Here is a 13,753-nt window from a genome sequence, read left to right on the forward strand (position 1 = left end):
CCTCCTCAGATGTCCAGCACGAGAGTTTTCGACCGGGAACGCGAGCAGCACACCAGCATCTGGTCGCCGTCGGCCTTTTCTTCATCGGTCAGGTAGACGTCGCGGTGGTCCGGTTCGCCTTCGAGCACGTCGCACAGGCAGGTGCCGCATACGCCCTGCTCGCAGGATTTCTCGACCTTGATCCCGACTTCGGCGAGCGCATCGAGGATGCTCTGGCCCTCTGCGACCTGGACGGTCTTGCCGCTGCGCGCGGCGACCACCTCGAAGCCGGAGCCCGAGGCGTCCACCTCGACCTGGAAGTACTCGCGGTGGATCTGTTCCTCCGGGTAGCCGCGCTGCGCGGCCTCGCCGATGATCCAGTCCATGAAGCCGGTGGGGCCGCATGTATACAGGTGCACGCCCGGCTCGGCGCGGCCCAGCACCGCATCGGGGTCGAGACGCTGCCCGGCCGCCTCGTCGTCGAAGTGGGTGAATACCCGCGACGCGAACGGCGAGGCGGCCAGTTCCTCGAGAAAGGCGCTACGGCTGCGCGAGCGCCCGCAGTAGTGCAGCTCGAAATCCGCCCCTCGGGCATGCAACGCATAGGCCATGGCGATCATCGGAGTGATGCCGATGCCGCCGCCGACGAGGATCGAGCGCCTGGCCTCGGATGCCAGCGGGAACAGGTTGCGTGGCGCACCGATCATCACCTCGGCGCCTTCCAGCAGGGTCTCGTGGACGGCGTTCGAGCCGCCGCGCGAGGCCGGATCCTTGAGTACGCCGAGGCGGTAGACGGCACGCTCGGCCGGGTCGCTGCACAGCGAGTACTGGCGTACCAGGCCGGGCGCGACGTGCAGGTCCACGTGGGCGCCGGCCTCGAAGGCCGGCAAACCGCCGCCATCGGCGGGTATCAGGTCGAGCACGACGACGCCGTCGCCCTGCAGCTGGCGCCTGTGCACCACGACCTTCAGAAGTTGTTCAGTCATCGGGTCACCCCGTCCCTACGTCAAAGGTTGTCGCGCGGCCCGAGGCTCAGCGCAGATACAGGCCGCCGTTCACGTCCCAGGTCGCGCCGGTGGCGAAATAGGCCTCCGGACGCGCCAGTTGCACCACCAGGTCGCCGATGAAGTCGGCATCGCCCAGGCGCTTGACCGGGATGTTCTGGACCAGCGTTTCCAGGCGGTCCGTCGGCACCACCGCATGCACCATGGGCGAGTCGATCGGCCCCGGCGCGATGGCATTGACCGTCACCCCGCTGGCTGCCAGTTCGCGGGCGAAGATCTTGGTCAGGGTGACGATGGCGCCCTTGGACGCGGCGTAGTGCGCACCGGTGGAGGTGCCGCCGTTCTGCCCGGCCAGCGAGGCCAGGTTGACCAGGCGGCCGTAGCCGGCGGCGGCCATGTGCGCGCCGAACACCTGACAGCCGACGAAGGTGCCGCGGCAGTTGGTGCTGAGCACGCGGTCGAACTCCTCCGGCGAGATCTGCATGACCGGCGTGGCCAATGTCATGGCGGCATTGTTGACGGCCACGTGCAGCGCGCCGAAACGCGCCAGGGTGGCCGCCAGCGCCGCCTCGAAGTCGGCCTTGGCGGCCACGTCGAGCTTCACCGCCAGGACGCGCTCGCCGCTCGGGTCGAGTTCGGCGGCGGCGGCCTGGGCGCGCTCCAGCGAGAGGTCGCTGAGCACCACGGCGTGGCCGGCGGCGAACAGCCGGCGGGCGATGGCGTGGCCCAGCCCCTGGGCCGCGCCGGTGACCAGTGCGATCTGGTTCATGGCGACCTCAGAGGATGTAGCCGATGCCGGCCAGGGCATCGTCGGAGTTGATCAGGCGGATCAGCTTGCGCTGGATCCTGAAGCCGTCGCCGGCACGCTCCAGTTCGTACACGATGTCCGCGCTGTAGTGCTTCAGGCTGTCCTTGCGGAACTCGCGCAGGTTCTGCGCGCAGCGCACGGTGACGTACTCGGCGTCCTCGTAGAGCACGCGAAAGCGCGACAGGGTGCGCACGGTGCGCGGCGCCGGGCTGGTGGAGATGGACTCGCCGCCGGTCAGGCGCACCACGCGCTTCTCGCGCATGTGGGCGTCGTCGTAGGCGTAGTTGAGGCTGTTTTCGAAATCCTCCTCGGTGGGGTTGATGGGAATCACGTAGACCCCCTTCTCGCTCCACAGGGACAGCCAGGCGTCGTATTCGCCGTGGTCGAGCATGTCGCCTTCCTGCCAGATGAAGGCGGTGACTTGCTGAAGCAGTTGCAGACTCATCGATGCACTCTCCGGTCGGTCAGGCCGACATCATCTTTTTCCACTGCTGGTAGGCGGCGCGCATGCCGGTCTCGGCGGACACGTCGCTGACCCGGCCGTCCTCGGTCGGCTTCTCGCCGGGCAGGCCGCGATTGAGCAGGATCCACAGGTCTTCGCCGGCATGGGCGCCCTTCTGCACGCGCTCCCAGGCCTCGGAATCGTCCGGCGTGCCGAAGCCCATCGGGCCCTGGAAGTGCTCGTGCAGGCGCAGGCGGTAGCGGTTGGCCACGGCCGGGCCGCCGTCCATGGTGATCACCGCGTGGTGGATCTCGGTCTCGTCGACCGAGATCGGCTGCAGCACGCGGAAGAACGCCATCGAGCAGGCGACGTTGGGGAACAGGTTGAGGTTGAAGCCCGAGCCGCCGACGGCGCGGACGATACGACGCACCTGCATCTCTTCGATGCCCTCGTCGCGCAGCGCCCGGGCCAGCTCCTCGAAACGCGCGGGGATCGGCTTGTCCAGGTCGGCTTCCAGATCCACCAGGTCGGGGATCATCACCATCACGCTGTGGCCGTTGCCCAGGTCCTCGACGTAGCCGGGACCCTCGACGAAATCGAGCATGTCCAGGGTCTGCTGGTCGACCGACGACAGGAACGACTTGTGCACCAGCGGGAAGTGGTAGGCGTCGGTGGTGTTCTCCAGCTGGATCTTCCAGTTGCCGGGGAAGCGGAAGCGGTGCTCGCCGGGCACCTTGATGCCATAGCCGGCGCCCTGCTTCATGAACAGGTCCATCCACTTCTTCGCCGGGCCCAGGAAATCCACCAGCGGCTCAATGTCGTCCTTGAAGGTGGCGAACAGCATGCCGGCGTAGGCCTCCACGCGCAGCGAGACCAGCGGGAACTCGCCCTTGTCCAGGCATTCACCGTAGCTCTCCGGATGCGGCACGCCGCGCAGCGAGCCGTCCAGGGCGTAGCTCCAGCCGTGATAGGGGCAGACGAAGCTGCTGGTCTTGCCCTTTTTGTGCTCGCAGACGGTGGCACCACGGTGGCGGCAGCGGTTGAGCAGCACGTGGACCTGCTTCTTGCGGTCGCGCACCACGATCACCGGCTGCTTGCCGATGTAGGTGCTCTTGTAGCTGCCGGCCTCGGGAATCTCGCTTTCGTGTGCCACCCAGACCCAGGTGCTGTAGAAGATCCTTTCCATCTCTTCGTCGAACAGCTTCGGGTCGGTGTACAGCGAAGTGTGCACGCGGTCGGCCTGCACCAGCTCGGCGGGCGAGTTTTCCAGGGTCACGGTTTCGATCAGCTTGGTCACGGTCACTCCTCGTCGGCGCCCGTGCGCCGACTCATGGATGAGGGTTGTTTCATTCGGCCGGGCGCTCGGGTACCGGCAGTTCGGCGTCGCTGTTCCAGGCGCTCACCGGCCGGCCGAAGAGGTTCTCGGTCTGGAAATGGGCCATCCGCCAGGCACCGTCCTCGAAGGCGAAGCTCACCGTCAGGCGCGCAGCGTTCAGGTGCGAGCCGCCGTCGGCAAAGGTCGAGGCCTGCAGCATCACCCAGCTGCCGGTGGCGCCGTCGGCGTCCACCTCGATCAGTTCCGAGGCGAGAAAATGCACGTTCAGGGCGAAGTGCGCCGGCGTCTTCATGTAGCCGGCGAACATGGCGCGGATCGCCTCCCGACCGCGGTAGCCGCCGAAACTCCTGGCGTACTTCGCGCCCTTGCCTTCCCACAGCGCGTCGGCGGTGAACAGCGCGGCCAGCTCGTCCAGGGGGGTGCTGGCGTCCAGCGCGTCGCACAGCACCATGTAGCGGTTCATGCAGGCGCGCACCGCGTGCTCGGTCTGGAAGCGCGCGAGCTGCGCCTGCAGGGCGGCGATCCGGGCTTGGTCGTTCATGCCGGTCACGCGCGCTGGATGATCAGCTCGCGGCCCACACGGGCCTCGACCTTGGCGTAGCGCCACAACTTGTACGGGCCCTCGCCCACCGGCGTACTGCGGAACAGGTTGCAGGCGGCATGCACGGTCTCGATGTCCGGTACGTCGGCCAGCAGGTAGGTGGTCCATGGCCAGCCGCTGGACGGGCCGACCATGCTCTGGTCGTCGTCCAGGTTGCCCAGCACGGCGACGCCCGGCAGGTCGTGGATGCCGTTCCACATGGCGCTGAACGCGGCCCATACCTGCAGCTGTTCCTCGCGCGGGGCATCGAAGAAGTTCTGGTTGATGCCCATGCAGAACAGCACGCGCAGCGGTTTTTTCTCGCTCATGTCTCGCTCCTGTCAGAGGTAGCCGGGCAAGGGTTTCTTGCCAAAGAACACCGCACCGGCGTTCTGGAAGGTGATGTCGCCCATGAAGGCATGCTGGGTGACGACCTGGGCGTCGTTGACGCAGCGCGCCAGCGGGTGGTCGTTGTAGACGCCGGTCATGCCGCTCTGCATCTGCGCGGTGCGCGCCACCTCGGCGGCGACGCGGGTGGCATGGGTCGAGGACAGGCGCAACAGGTTGATCTTCTCCACCGGCACCGGGTCACCCGCCAGCACGTGCACCCAGGCGTCGTCGATGGCCTCGTAGAAGAAGCAGCGCGCGGCGCGCAGCGAGGCCTCGGCTCGCGCGACCTCGGTCTGCGTCAGCGGACGGTCGCCGAGCCCGGGCGCGCCGGTCACCGAGACGCGGCCGCCGGCCATGTCGTAGAGCTCGTCGAGGGCGGCGCGGGCGACGCCCAGGCCGACCACCGAAAGCACCTGGGTGGCGAAGGACAGCGACGGATAACGGAAGAACGGCTCGTCGAGGTTCGGCTTGCCGCCGCGCACGAAGGTCCACTCCTCCGGGACCAGCACGTCCTCGACCACCAGGTCGTGGCTGCCGGTACCGAGCAGGCCGACGGTGTCCCAGGTCTGCTCGATGCGGGCCTTTTCCCGCGGCATCACCGCCAGGCGCGGAAGATCGAGCTTGTCGCCGCTCTTCGGCGCGATGCCGACACCGACCAGCTGGGCGCCCATGCATCCGCTGGAATACTTCCAGCGGCCGTTGACCCGGAAGCCGCCTTCGACCTGCTCGGCCGGCTGCGGCGGAAAGATGCCACCGGCGAACACCACGTCCGGGCCATCGGCATAGACCTTGGCGATGGTCTGCGACGGCAGCGAGGCCAGATACACCGGGCTCATGCCGAAGCTCGCCACCCAGCCGGCGGAGCCGTCGGCCCGGGACAGCGCCTCGACCATCTGGCAGAACTCGCGAGGGCTGCGTTCGTCGCCGCCGAAGCGGCGCGGCACCAGGGCGCGGTACACGCCCAGCGCACGGAAGCGTTCGATGATGTCCTGCGGAATGTGCCGCAGGCGGTCGAATTCGCCGGTGCGGGCGCGCTGGCGGATGTCGTCGAGCAGGACCTGGAAGTCCGCGTTCGAAGTGAGGGCGGCGGGCTCGCGAGCGGCCGCGTTCAGCGAAGTCATGTCAGGCTCCACAATCGCTCGGGTTGGAATACAGGCGTCGCAGCAGCTCGCCGGCGACCGCCAGGAGCAATTCGTCGGCACCTTTGGCGGCGACCAGCTGCAGGCCCACCGGCAGACCGTCGTCGCTGGTGAAAGGCAGCGTCAGCGCCGGATGGCCGGAAAGGTTGAACGGCCGCACGAAGGCGGTCATGCCGAGCACCGCACGGGTATCGGCGGCGTCTTCGACGCGCAGCGGGTAGTCGGGCATCGTCGGCAGCACCAGCACGTCGAAGCGCTGCAGGGCGGCGTCCACCTCGGCGGTGAAGGCCGCGCGCACCGCTTCGGCCTGGGCCAGCGCGGCATCGCTGGTCAGAGCCGCCGCGCGCAGGCGACCGTCGACGTCGGGAGCGACCCGTCCGCTCTCGACCAGCTCAGCGCAGGCGACCCAAGTCTCGCGGTTGATGACCACCATGCCGGCGTCATAGGCCGCGCTCATCTGCGTCAGCGGCGCTTCGCCCAACGACAGGCCGCTGGCCTCGAGCACAGGCCGCAGGGTGCGTTCCACCCCTTCGGCGGCACTTACCGGAACGACGCCGAGCGTCGGCTCATCCGCCGCCGCCGGCAGCGCGCCGAAGCCCGGATCGATCATGCGCATCGCCCGTTCCAGCATCGGCAGCGTGGCGGCGAAGGGCCCGACGCAATCCAGCGAACTCTGCGCCGGCATCACACCGCGCCGGCTGACGCGGCCGAAGGTGGGCTTGAGGCCGAATACGCCGCAACAGCAGGCGGGGATGCGTACCGAGCCGCCGGTGTCGGTGCCCAGCGAGAAGTCGCACAGACCGGCTGCCACCGCAGCGGCCGAGCCGCTGGAGGAGCCGCCCGGAATACGTCCGGGAAAATGCGGGTTGGGGGCGGTACCGCAGGCATGATTGATACCGGTGGTGCCGAAGGCCAGTTCGTGCAGCACGGTCTTGCCGATCAGGCGGGCGCCGCTGGCCAACAGAGCCTCCACCACCTCGGCATGGCGCTGGGCCGGAGCCGCATCGGCCAGCGCACGACTGGAGGCACGGGTGGTATAGCCGGCGACGTCGATGGTGTCCTTCACCATCACACGCACCCCGTTGCCTCCCAGGCTCAGTTGTTCGACGACGATCGTCACGGCACGGTCCTCTATTTACGTTCGCCGCGACGATGGGCCGCAGCGATTTGCTAAATAGAAATTCGCGCCAATTACGTGAAATGTCAATTGAATTATGCGAATAAATTTCGCCTGAAATCAGTGCGTTGAGAACGTCTTTCGCACGAGATTTGTGCATTTTTCACGGGCTACTGCTGAGTTCCCAACAAAAAGCCAAATCGACTATTTATTGATTTAAATCAGTATATTAACCTTGCTGGTGTGCTTGACGATGAGCGATATCTGACTTTTAGGTCAACAAAAAGTACGCCTGGTGCGCGGCATGGAGAAAAATTTTTACATCAGCGAAAGGGCCACCAATCACATGCCAATAACGAACAAAAAATTGCTCTTTCTAAGCGTGAAAATTCCAGTTCTTTTTCATCTTTAAGCCCTTGTTTTTACTGGGCTGGAGAGGGCGTCCGGCGACCCCCCGGGATGGGCGCCGGAAGGCCCGCTCCGCTGCCCAGCCGGAACGGTGCGCAGGTGCTGGAGAACGGGGCACAGCGATGGTGCAGGCATTTTCCTGGCATGCAACCTGCAATTCCCGCTGCGACCGAGGATGGCGAATCGCCTTGTCGACGACGCCCGGTCAGCCTCGATCACTGCACGGAACGCCCTTTTAGCGAGCCGTTCACGAGCCGTAGAAGCCTTGCATCTGGAGAACGACATGCTGCTGAAGAAAGTCGCGCCATTCCTGCTATCGAGCGTTTTTGGCCTGTCTCAGGCGTTGCCGGGCACCGCCCTGGCGGATGTGAAGATCGGCGTCATCACCTCCTCCACCGGCCCCATCGCGCTGGTCGGCATCCCGCAGAAGAACAGCATCGCGCTGATGCCCACCGAGATCGGCGGCCAGAAGGTGAAGTACATCCCACTGGATGACGGCAGCGATCCGACCGCCTCGGTGAAGGCCTTCAAGAAGCTGATCGACGAAGAGCAGGTGGACGCCATCATCGGCCCGAGCGGGTCGCCCAACGCGATGGGCGTGATTCAGTTCGCCGCCGAGTCCGGCACTCCGATGCTGGCCCCGGTGGGCACCGCCGCCGTGGTCCTGCCGATGACCGAGCAGAAGAAATGGGTGTTCAAGACCACCCAGAACGACGACCTGATCGCTGCCGCACTGATGGACGACATGGTCAAGCGCGGGGTGAAGACCCTGGGCTTCGTCGGCACCGCCGACCCCTATGGCGAGAACTGGGCCAAGGTGATGAGCGGCCTGGCCGAGCAGCATGGCCTCAAGATCGTCGCCAGCGAGCGCTTCCAGCGCCAGGATACTTCGATGACCGGCCAGGGCCTGAAGATCCTGATGGCAAAGCCCGACGCCGTACTGGTCGCCGCCCCCGGCAGCTCCTCGGTTATGCCGCAGACCACCCTCGCCGACCAGGGCTACAAGGGCCAGATCTACCAGACCCACGGCGCGGCACTGGACCCGTTCCTCAAGCTCGGCGGCAAGAAGGTCGAAGGCACCATCCTCGCCGCCAGCCTGATGCTGGTGATCGGCGAGGTGGACGACAGCCACCCCTCCAAGGCCATCGCCGCCGACTACATCGAGCGCTACAAGGAAATGTACGGCGAAACCCCCGCCACCTTCGGCGCCAACGTCTACGACGCCGGGCTGCTGCTGGAGCGCGCTATTCCCGAAGCCGAGAAGGTCGCCCAGCCGGGTACCGCGGAATTCCGCGCGGCGCTGCGCGATGCACTGGAAAAGACCCAGGAGCTGGCCGCCACCCAGGGCGTCTACAACATGACCCCCGAGGACCACAGCGGCTTCGACGAGCGCGGCCGAGAGCTGATCACCGTCAAGAACGGCCAGTGGACCCTGCTCAAGGACTGAAGCCGGCCCACACGCGACCTTCCACCGCAGGCAACCCCTTGCGTGCATCGGCATTGCACGCCGGGCCGCTGCCTGCCCGGAAACCACCCGTCGACTCCCGCCCCAGTCCGTGCGCCACAGCGCCCGTGAGGCAAGAAGAGGTGCTCATGAAAAAGATTCTCTGGACCGCAGTCGCCATGCTCACCCTGGGTAGTCAGGGTGTGATGGCGGCGACAAACCTGAAATTCAGCCACTCCTATACCCAGAGCGATGCCCGCCATGAATGGGCGGCGCACGTGGCCGGGCTGATCAACGAAAAAACCAACGGTGAAGTCACCGTATCCATCCATCCGAACCAGCAGATATCCAAGGCGATGGCCCAACACCAGGGCCTGCAGCAACGCCGCATCGACATGGCCATCTATCCGCTTCCCTGGCTGTCGGGAATGGCGCCCCTGACCGAGATCGGTGCTCTGCCGGGGCTGGTCACCGAGCCAAAGGACGGGCTTGTCTGGCGCGAGCGGCGCATCTGGCCGATGCTGGAACAGGCGGTCGCCTCGACCGGCGTGGTGCTCGCCGGCTCCGGCTGGGCGATGGCCACCATCGGCAACACCGGCAAGCCCATCCTACTGCCTTCGGATCTGGCGCAGAACAAGATGCGCGGCCTGGGCAAGTCCTCGGAAAGCATGCTGATGGAGAATGGCGCCACCATCACCTCACTGCCAGCCTCGGAGATCTATCAGGGCCTGCAGACCGGGGTGCTCACAGGGGTGCTCACCCAATACGCCTCTTTCGAGGGCTACAACCTCAACGAAGTGATCGACCACCTGATGGTCGGCAAGGGCTTCATTGGAGGCATGCACACCATCCTGCTCTCGCCCGGCGTGCAGAAGAAGGTGGGTGACCAGCACTACCAGGCAATCCTGGAGGCGGTACAGGAATCCGAGGCCTGGTTCGCCGACAAGATGGCCGCGGACAGCCAGCGCATCGCCCAGGAATTCGGCGAGCGCGGAGTCACCCTGCATAGCCTGAGCGACGAGCAACTGCAAGCCTGGCTCGATAACGCCAAGAAGACCGCCTGGCCGTGGTTCGTCAAGAACGTGCCGGAAGGGGCCGACGCCCTGAAGGCCATCGACGAGCCGCTGTAGCCAGCCACTGCCGGGGCGCACCACCCCGGCTTCCGCGAGAGCCCTGCAGAGTGAGAACGCAATGATCGACGCATTGTTGAGAGCCCGTCGCGCCCTGGATGTGCTCAATGTGGCCGCCAGCGCCCTGGCCGCCGTGGGCGTGGTGTTCGCCTGCTGCGCCATCACCTGGGCGGTGTTCGGCCGCGGGCTGGTCGGCATGAACACCATCTGGGAGCTCGAGGCCAGCGTCTACCTGCTGATCTACGCGGCCTTCCTGAGCCTGGCCTATTCCGACCGCGCCGGCGGCCAGATCGCCATCGAACTGCTGCGCAAGCGTTTCAGCGGCCGGGCCAAGCGCATCCACCGTAACCTGCTCGACCTCATCGCCCTGTTCCTGTTCGTGCTGCTGTTCGTCTCCTCCTGGGAGATGTTCCTCAAGGCCTGGGACAGCGGCTGGCACTCGGCCAGCCTGTGGGGGCCGCCGCTCTGGGTGCCCTACCTGGCCATCCCGATCGGCACCGCGCTGATCATCCCGAACCTGCTGCTGGACATCCTGATCCGGCTGTGCGGCCAAGAGGCGCCAGCGGACAACATAACGGGGACCCACTGATGGATCCGATCACCCTGAGCCTGGTCACCGTCGGCCTGCTGCTCGCCCTCATCGGCCTCGGCCTGCCGATCGCCTATTCGCTGGCGATCGCCACGCTGGTCATGATGGCGATCAGCGGAGAGGCCGAGCAGGCGCTGTTCATTGCCGAATCCGCCTTCCAGTCGCTGGACTCTATCGAGCTGGTGGCCCTGCCGATGTTCATCTTCATGGGCGCGGTGATCGCCATCAGCCCGGCCGGCAAGGACATCTACCGCGCCCTGCACCGCCTGCTGCCGGTGCCCGGCGGCCTGGGCGTGTCCGCGGTGGGCGGCTGCACCCTGTTCTCCTCGATGTCCGGCTCCTCGCCGGCGACGGTCGCGGCCATCGGCTCCTCCGCCGTGCCGGAGATGATCGCGCGTGGCTATCCGCCGGCGCTGGCCTGCGGCATCGTGGTCGGCGGCGGCACCCTGGGCATCCTCACCCCGCCGTCCATCGTCCTGCTGCTCTACGGCGTGGTCACCAACACCTCCATCGGCCAGTTGTTCATGGCCGGTATCCTCCCCGCGCTGATGGTCGCCGCGCTGTTCTCCGCCTACACCGTGTGGAGCATGTGGCGTTTCGAAAAGGCCAACCCGCAGATTCGCCAGGCGATGCTCGAACGCGACCGCTCGGAGAGCGAGGCGCCCCTGGCACTGCTGCGCGTTGTGCCCTTCTTCGTGATGATCCTGGTGATCATGACCGCGCTCTACGGCGGCTGGGCCACGCCTTCGGAAATCGCCGCGGTGGGCGCCATGGCCTCCATCGCCCTGGTGCTGGCAATCTACCGGGTCACCGACCTGCATCTGTGGAAGACCCTGCTGCTCAAGACCGTGCGCGACACCTCGATGATCCTGGTGATCGCCGCGTTCTCCTACTACCTGGCGCAGTTCCTCTCCTACCACGGCGCGGTGACGGCGATCTCCGAGGGGCTGATCGGCACCTTCGGCAACAAGTGGCTGACCCTGCTTGCGCTGTGGCTGATGATGGTCGCCATCGGCTGCTTCCTGCCACCGTTCGCCATCGTGGTGATCGTCGCGCCGATGTTCCTGCCCTTCGTTCTGGAAGCAGGCTTTGACCCGATCTGGTTCGGCGTGCTGATCACCCTGAACATGGAGATCGGCTGCATCACCCCGCCGCTGGGCATCAACCTGTTCGTGGTCAAGGGCATCGCGCCGCAGCTGCCGATGCGCGACATCATGCTCGGCTCGCTGCCCTTCGTCGCCATCCTGGTGGTGGCCTCGCTGCTGCTCGTGCTGTTCCCGCAGATCGCCCTCTGGCTGCCAAAGACCATGATGGGTAGCTGAATTGCGCCCGACCTCTCTCTTCATTCCTCTGGAAACCCCTGCCATGTCTCATGCCCAAGCGGAACTACGGAACCAACTCCAGGCCGGTGCCTTCGATATCGTCGCCGTCACGGCCTTTCCGATGAACATCCCGGTCGACATCGAAGTGGTCGGCATCAAGCGCAGCATGTCGCTGTCCGCCTGCCTGTGCGAGATCGAGACGCGGGGCGGCCTGAAGGGCTATGGCTTCACCGCGATCACCGAGGAAGAAGTGGTGGCGAGCGCGATCAACGAGGTCGCCGGCCACCTGATCCAAGGCGAATGCGCCCTGGACACCGAGCGTCTGTGGGAGCGCCTGACATGGACGATGATCCCGCGCGGCCAGTCCGGCTACGCCTCGCACGCCATCGCCGCCATCGACATCGCTCTCTGGGACATCAAGGCCAAGGCCCTGGGCCTGCCGCTGTGGCGCCTGCTCGGCGGTGCACGCAGCGAGGTGCCGGTATACACCACCTTCGGCTTTTCCTTCCTTGGCCGCGACGAACTGGTCGAGGCCGCCCGCCACTGGGTCGCCCAGGGCAATACCCGACTGAAGATGACCGTGGCCGCCGAAGCCATGCTGCACCGTGACCACAAGCCGGTGAACGCGGTGATCGCCGAGGACGCACGGCGGGTACTGGCGGTGCGCGAGGCGGTCGGCGACGACGTCGAGATCTACATCGACGCCAACTGCAACCTCGACGCCGTGCACGCCCTGCAGTTGGCCCAGCGGGTGGAGGAAGCACGCATCGGCTTCTTCGAGGAGCCGATCATGCACAACGACATCCGCCAGATGGCCGACCTGCGCCAGCGCACCTCGATCCGCATCGCCGCCGGCCAGAACGAGGGCCAGGCCTATCGCTTCCGCGACATGCTGGTCCAGGGTGCGGTCGACGTGGTGCAGCCCAACGTGGCCATCACCGGCGGCTACACCCAGTGCCTGAAGATCGCCGGCCTGGCCTCGGCGTTCAACGTCAGCTACGCCAACGGCGGCGCCTGGCCGTTCCACAACATGCACATTCATGCCGGCCTGGCCAATGGCAGCCTGGTCGAGTACCACCACCCGGCGGTACTGATGAGCCGCATGATCTACAAGGACCTGCCCGAAGCCAGAAACGGCAAGCTGGCGCTGCCGGAGACCCCGGGGCTGGGCTTCGAGCCAGATCTCGACGCGGTGCGCGAACTCTGCAAGCGCCCCTCCGCCCGTGGCCGTGGCAAGGGCTGAAGACGATGACCTCCCGATCCGCCCTTCAGGAGACCTGCCGATGAGCCAGACCCCGAACCGCCCCACCGTGGGCCTGATCGTGCCCCCCGCCGCCGGCGAGGTGCCACCGGAACCCGTCGCGCTGTATGGGGCCGAGGTGAACTTCATCGCCGCCGGCCTCGGCCTGCGCAAGCTGACCCCGGACGGCTACGACGAGGTCATCGACCGCATGGGCGAACTCAGCCGCGAACTCGCCGGGAACGGCGCCGACGCCATCGTGCTGATGGGCACCTCGCTGAGCTTCTACCGCGGTCCGGAGTTCAATGCTCGGCTGATCGAGGTGATGAGCCAGGCCAGCGGTCTGCCGGCCACGACCATGAGCTGCGCGGTGATCGAGGCGCTGAACGCCGTCGGCGCCCGGCGCATCGCCCTGGCCACCGCCTATGTCGACTCGGTGAACCAGCGCCTCGCGGATTTCCTCGCCGCCAGCGGGCTCTGCGTGGAGAGCCTGGCGACTCTGGACATCGAGAGCGTCGAGGCCATCGCCCATGTCACCCAGGATCAGTTGCTGGAACTCGGCCGCCGCGCGCTGACCGCGGCCGGCCCGGTGGACGCGCTGTTCATGTCCTGCGGCGGACTGCGCACCCAGGAGGTGTCGCTGCAGCTCGAGGCCGAGTTCGGCCTGCCGGTGATCTCCAGCGCCATGGCCGGCGCCTGGGCCGCGGTGCGCCTGGTCGGGCACAGCGGTGAAAGCCCCGGCAGCGGCCGGCTGTTCGCTGCGGGACCCGCCCCGGACGCCCGCTGACGCGCATCGGGCGATTCGATCTTTATTGCTTCAGGAAG

Annotated in this window: 14 protein-coding genes; 6 read left to right on the forward strand and 8 right to left on the reverse strand. The window is 66.5% G+C overall.

What is annotated here, in order from left to right:
• Window positions 1-5 precede the first annotated feature (5 nt).
• The 8 genes from H610_RS0110365 to H610_RS0110400 are packed head-to-tail and all read right to left on the reverse strand — an operon-like array spanning window position 6 to window position 6,798.
• Window positions 6-965 carry a PDR/VanB family oxidoreductase gene (locus H610_RS0110365; RefSeq protein WP_028239601.1) on the reverse strand — a complete coding sequence of 320 codons (960 nt, stop codon included), beginning with the start codon at window positions 963-965 and terminating at the stop codon, window positions 6-8.
• A gap of 46 nt (window positions 966-1,011) precedes the next feature.
• Window positions 1,012-1,752: an SDR family NAD(P)-dependent oxidoreductase gene (locus tag H610_RS0110370; protein ID WP_028239602.1), complete on the reverse strand. Its 741-nt coding sequence runs from the start codon at window positions 1,750-1,752 to the stop codon at window positions 1,012-1,014.
• A gap of 7 nt (window positions 1,753-1,759) precedes the next feature.
• Window positions 1,760-2,236, reverse strand: a complete 477-nt coding sequence (locus H610_RS0110375; RefSeq protein WP_028239603.1) for an aromatic-ring-hydroxylating dioxygenase subunit beta — start codon at window positions 2,234-2,236, stop codon at window positions 1,760-1,762.
• A gap of 19 nt (window positions 2,237-2,255) precedes the next feature.
• The gene (locus tag H610_RS0110380; protein WP_028239604.1) at window positions 2,256-3,530 is read right to left on the reverse strand and encodes an aromatic ring-hydroxylating oxygenase subunit alpha; all 1,275 of its coding nucleotides are present in this window, start codon (window positions 3,528-3,530) and stop codon (window positions 2,256-2,258) included.
• A 49-nt stretch (window positions 3,531-3,579) separates the two neighbouring features.
• Window positions 3,580-4,110, reverse strand: a complete 531-nt coding sequence (locus H610_RS0110385; RefSeq protein WP_028239605.1) for a nuclear transport factor 2 family protein — start codon at window positions 4,108-4,110, stop codon at window positions 3,580-3,582.
• A 5-nt stretch (window positions 4,111-4,115) separates the two neighbouring features.
• Window positions 4,116-4,478, reverse strand: coding sequence for a hypothetical protein (locus tag H610_RS0110390; protein WP_028239606.1), 363 nt, complete (start codon window positions 4,476-4,478; stop codon window positions 4,116-4,118).
• A 12-nt stretch (window positions 4,479-4,490) separates the two neighbouring features.
• On the reverse strand, window positions 4,491-5,660 hold the full coding sequence (iacA, locus tag H610_RS0110395; protein WP_028239607.1) for an indole-3-acetate monooxygenase: 1,170 nt from the start codon (window positions 5,658-5,660) through the stop codon (window positions 4,491-4,493).
• Between the two features lies 1 nt (window position 5,661).
• Entirely contained in the window at window positions 5,662-6,798 is a 1,137-nt protein-coding gene (locus H610_RS0110400) for an amidase (RefSeq protein WP_028239608.1), read from the reverse strand.
• A gap of 688 nt (window positions 6,799-7,486) precedes the next feature.
• Here H610_RS0110400 and H610_RS0110405 point away from each other — a divergent pair.
• The 6 genes from H610_RS0110405 to H610_RS0110430 all read left to right on the forward strand — a co-directional run bounded on the left by H610_RS0110405 (window position 7,487) and on the right by H610_RS0110430 (window position 13,715).
• Window positions 7,487-8,650 carry an ABC transporter substrate-binding protein gene (locus tag H610_RS0110405; protein WP_028239609.1) on the forward strand — a complete coding sequence of 388 codons (1,164 nt, stop codon included), beginning with the start codon at window positions 7,487-7,489 and terminating at the stop codon, window positions 8,648-8,650.
• A 146-nt stretch (window positions 8,651-8,796) separates the two neighbouring features.
• Window positions 8,797-9,777, forward strand: coding sequence for a TRAP transporter substrate-binding protein (locus H610_RS0110410; RefSeq protein WP_028239610.1), 981 nt, complete (start codon window positions 8,797-8,799; stop codon window positions 9,775-9,777).
• A gap of 61 nt (window positions 9,778-9,838) precedes the next feature.
• A complete protein-coding gene (locus H610_RS0110415) occupies window positions 9,839-10,366 on the forward strand; it encodes a TRAP transporter small permease (protein ID WP_028239611.1) in 528 nt (175 codons plus the stop codon).
• The gene (locus H610_RS0110420; protein WP_028239612.1) at window positions 10,366-11,688 is read left to right on the forward strand and encodes a TRAP transporter large permease; all 1,323 of its coding nucleotides are present in this window, start codon (window positions 10,366-10,368) and stop codon (window positions 11,686-11,688) included. Before H610_RS0110415 ends, H610_RS0110420 begins: the two co-directional genes overlap by 1 nt.
• Before the next feature lie 43 nt (window positions 11,689-11,731).
• On the forward strand, window positions 11,732-12,931 hold the full coding sequence (locus tag H610_RS0110425; protein ID WP_051231650.1) for a mandelate racemase/muconate lactonizing enzyme family protein: 1,200 nt from the start codon (window positions 11,732-11,734) through the stop codon (window positions 12,929-12,931).
• A 40-nt stretch (window positions 12,932-12,971) separates the two neighbouring features.
• A complete protein-coding gene (locus H610_RS0110430; protein ID WP_028239614.1) occupies window positions 12,972-13,715 on the forward strand; it encodes an arylmalonate decarboxylase in 744 nt (247 codons plus the stop codon).
• The last annotated feature ends 38 nt before the right edge of the window (window positions 13,716-13,753 follow it).

Source organism: Stutzerimonas azotifigens DSM 17556 (assembly GCF_000425625.1).
GTDB lineage: Bacteria > Pseudomonadota > Gammaproteobacteria > Pseudomonadales > Pseudomonadaceae > Stutzerimonas > Stutzerimonas azotifigens.

Excerpts from the sequence above, each read along its gene's own strand:
- H610_RS0110385 (WP_028239605.1), bottom strand. The coding sequence starts at position 4,110 with ATGAACGACCAAGCCCGGATCGCCGCCCTGCAGGCGCAGCTCGCGCGC.
- H610_RS0110420 (WP_028239612.1), top strand. The coding sequence starts at position 10,366 with ATGGATCCGATCACCCTGAGCCTGGTCACCGTCGGCCTGCTGCTCGCC.
- H610_RS0110370 (WP_028239602.1), bottom strand. The coding sequence starts at position 1,752 with ATGAACCAGATCGCACTGGTCACCGGCGCGGCCCAGGGGCTGGGCCAC.
- H610_RS0110425 (WP_051231650.1), top strand. The coding sequence starts at position 11,732 with ATGTCTCATGCCCAAGCGGAACTACGGAACCAACTCCAGGCCGGTGCC.
- H610_RS0110390 (WP_028239606.1), bottom strand. The coding sequence starts at position 4,478 with ATGAGCGAGAAAAAACCGCTGCGCGTGCTGTTCTGCATGGGCATCAAC.
- iacA (WP_028239607.1), bottom strand. The coding sequence starts at position 5,660 with ATGACTTCGCTGAACGCGGCCGCTCGCGAGCCCGCCGCCCTCACTTCG.
- H610_RS0110405 (WP_028239609.1), top strand. The coding sequence starts at position 7,487 with ATGCTGCTGAAGAAAGTCGCGCCATTCCTGCTATCGAGCGTTTTTGGC.
- H610_RS0110430 (WP_028239614.1), top strand. The coding sequence starts at position 12,972 with ATGAGCCAGACCCCGAACCGCCCCACCGTGGGCCTGATCGTGCCCCCC.
- H610_RS0110410 (WP_028239610.1), top strand. The coding sequence starts at position 8,797 with ATGAAAAAGATTCTCTGGACCGCAGTCGCCATGCTCACCCTGGGTAGT.
- H610_RS0110375 (WP_028239603.1), bottom strand. The coding sequence starts at position 2,236 with ATGAGTCTGCAACTGCTTCAGCAAGTCACCGCCTTCATCTGGCAGGAA.
- H610_RS0110365 (WP_028239601.1), bottom strand. The coding sequence starts at position 965 with ATGACTGAACAACTTCTGAAGGTCGTGGTGCACAGGCGCCAGCTGCAG.
- H610_RS0110415 (WP_028239611.1), top strand. The coding sequence starts at position 9,839 with ATGATCGACGCATTGTTGAGAGCCCGTCGCGCCCTGGATGTGCTCAAT.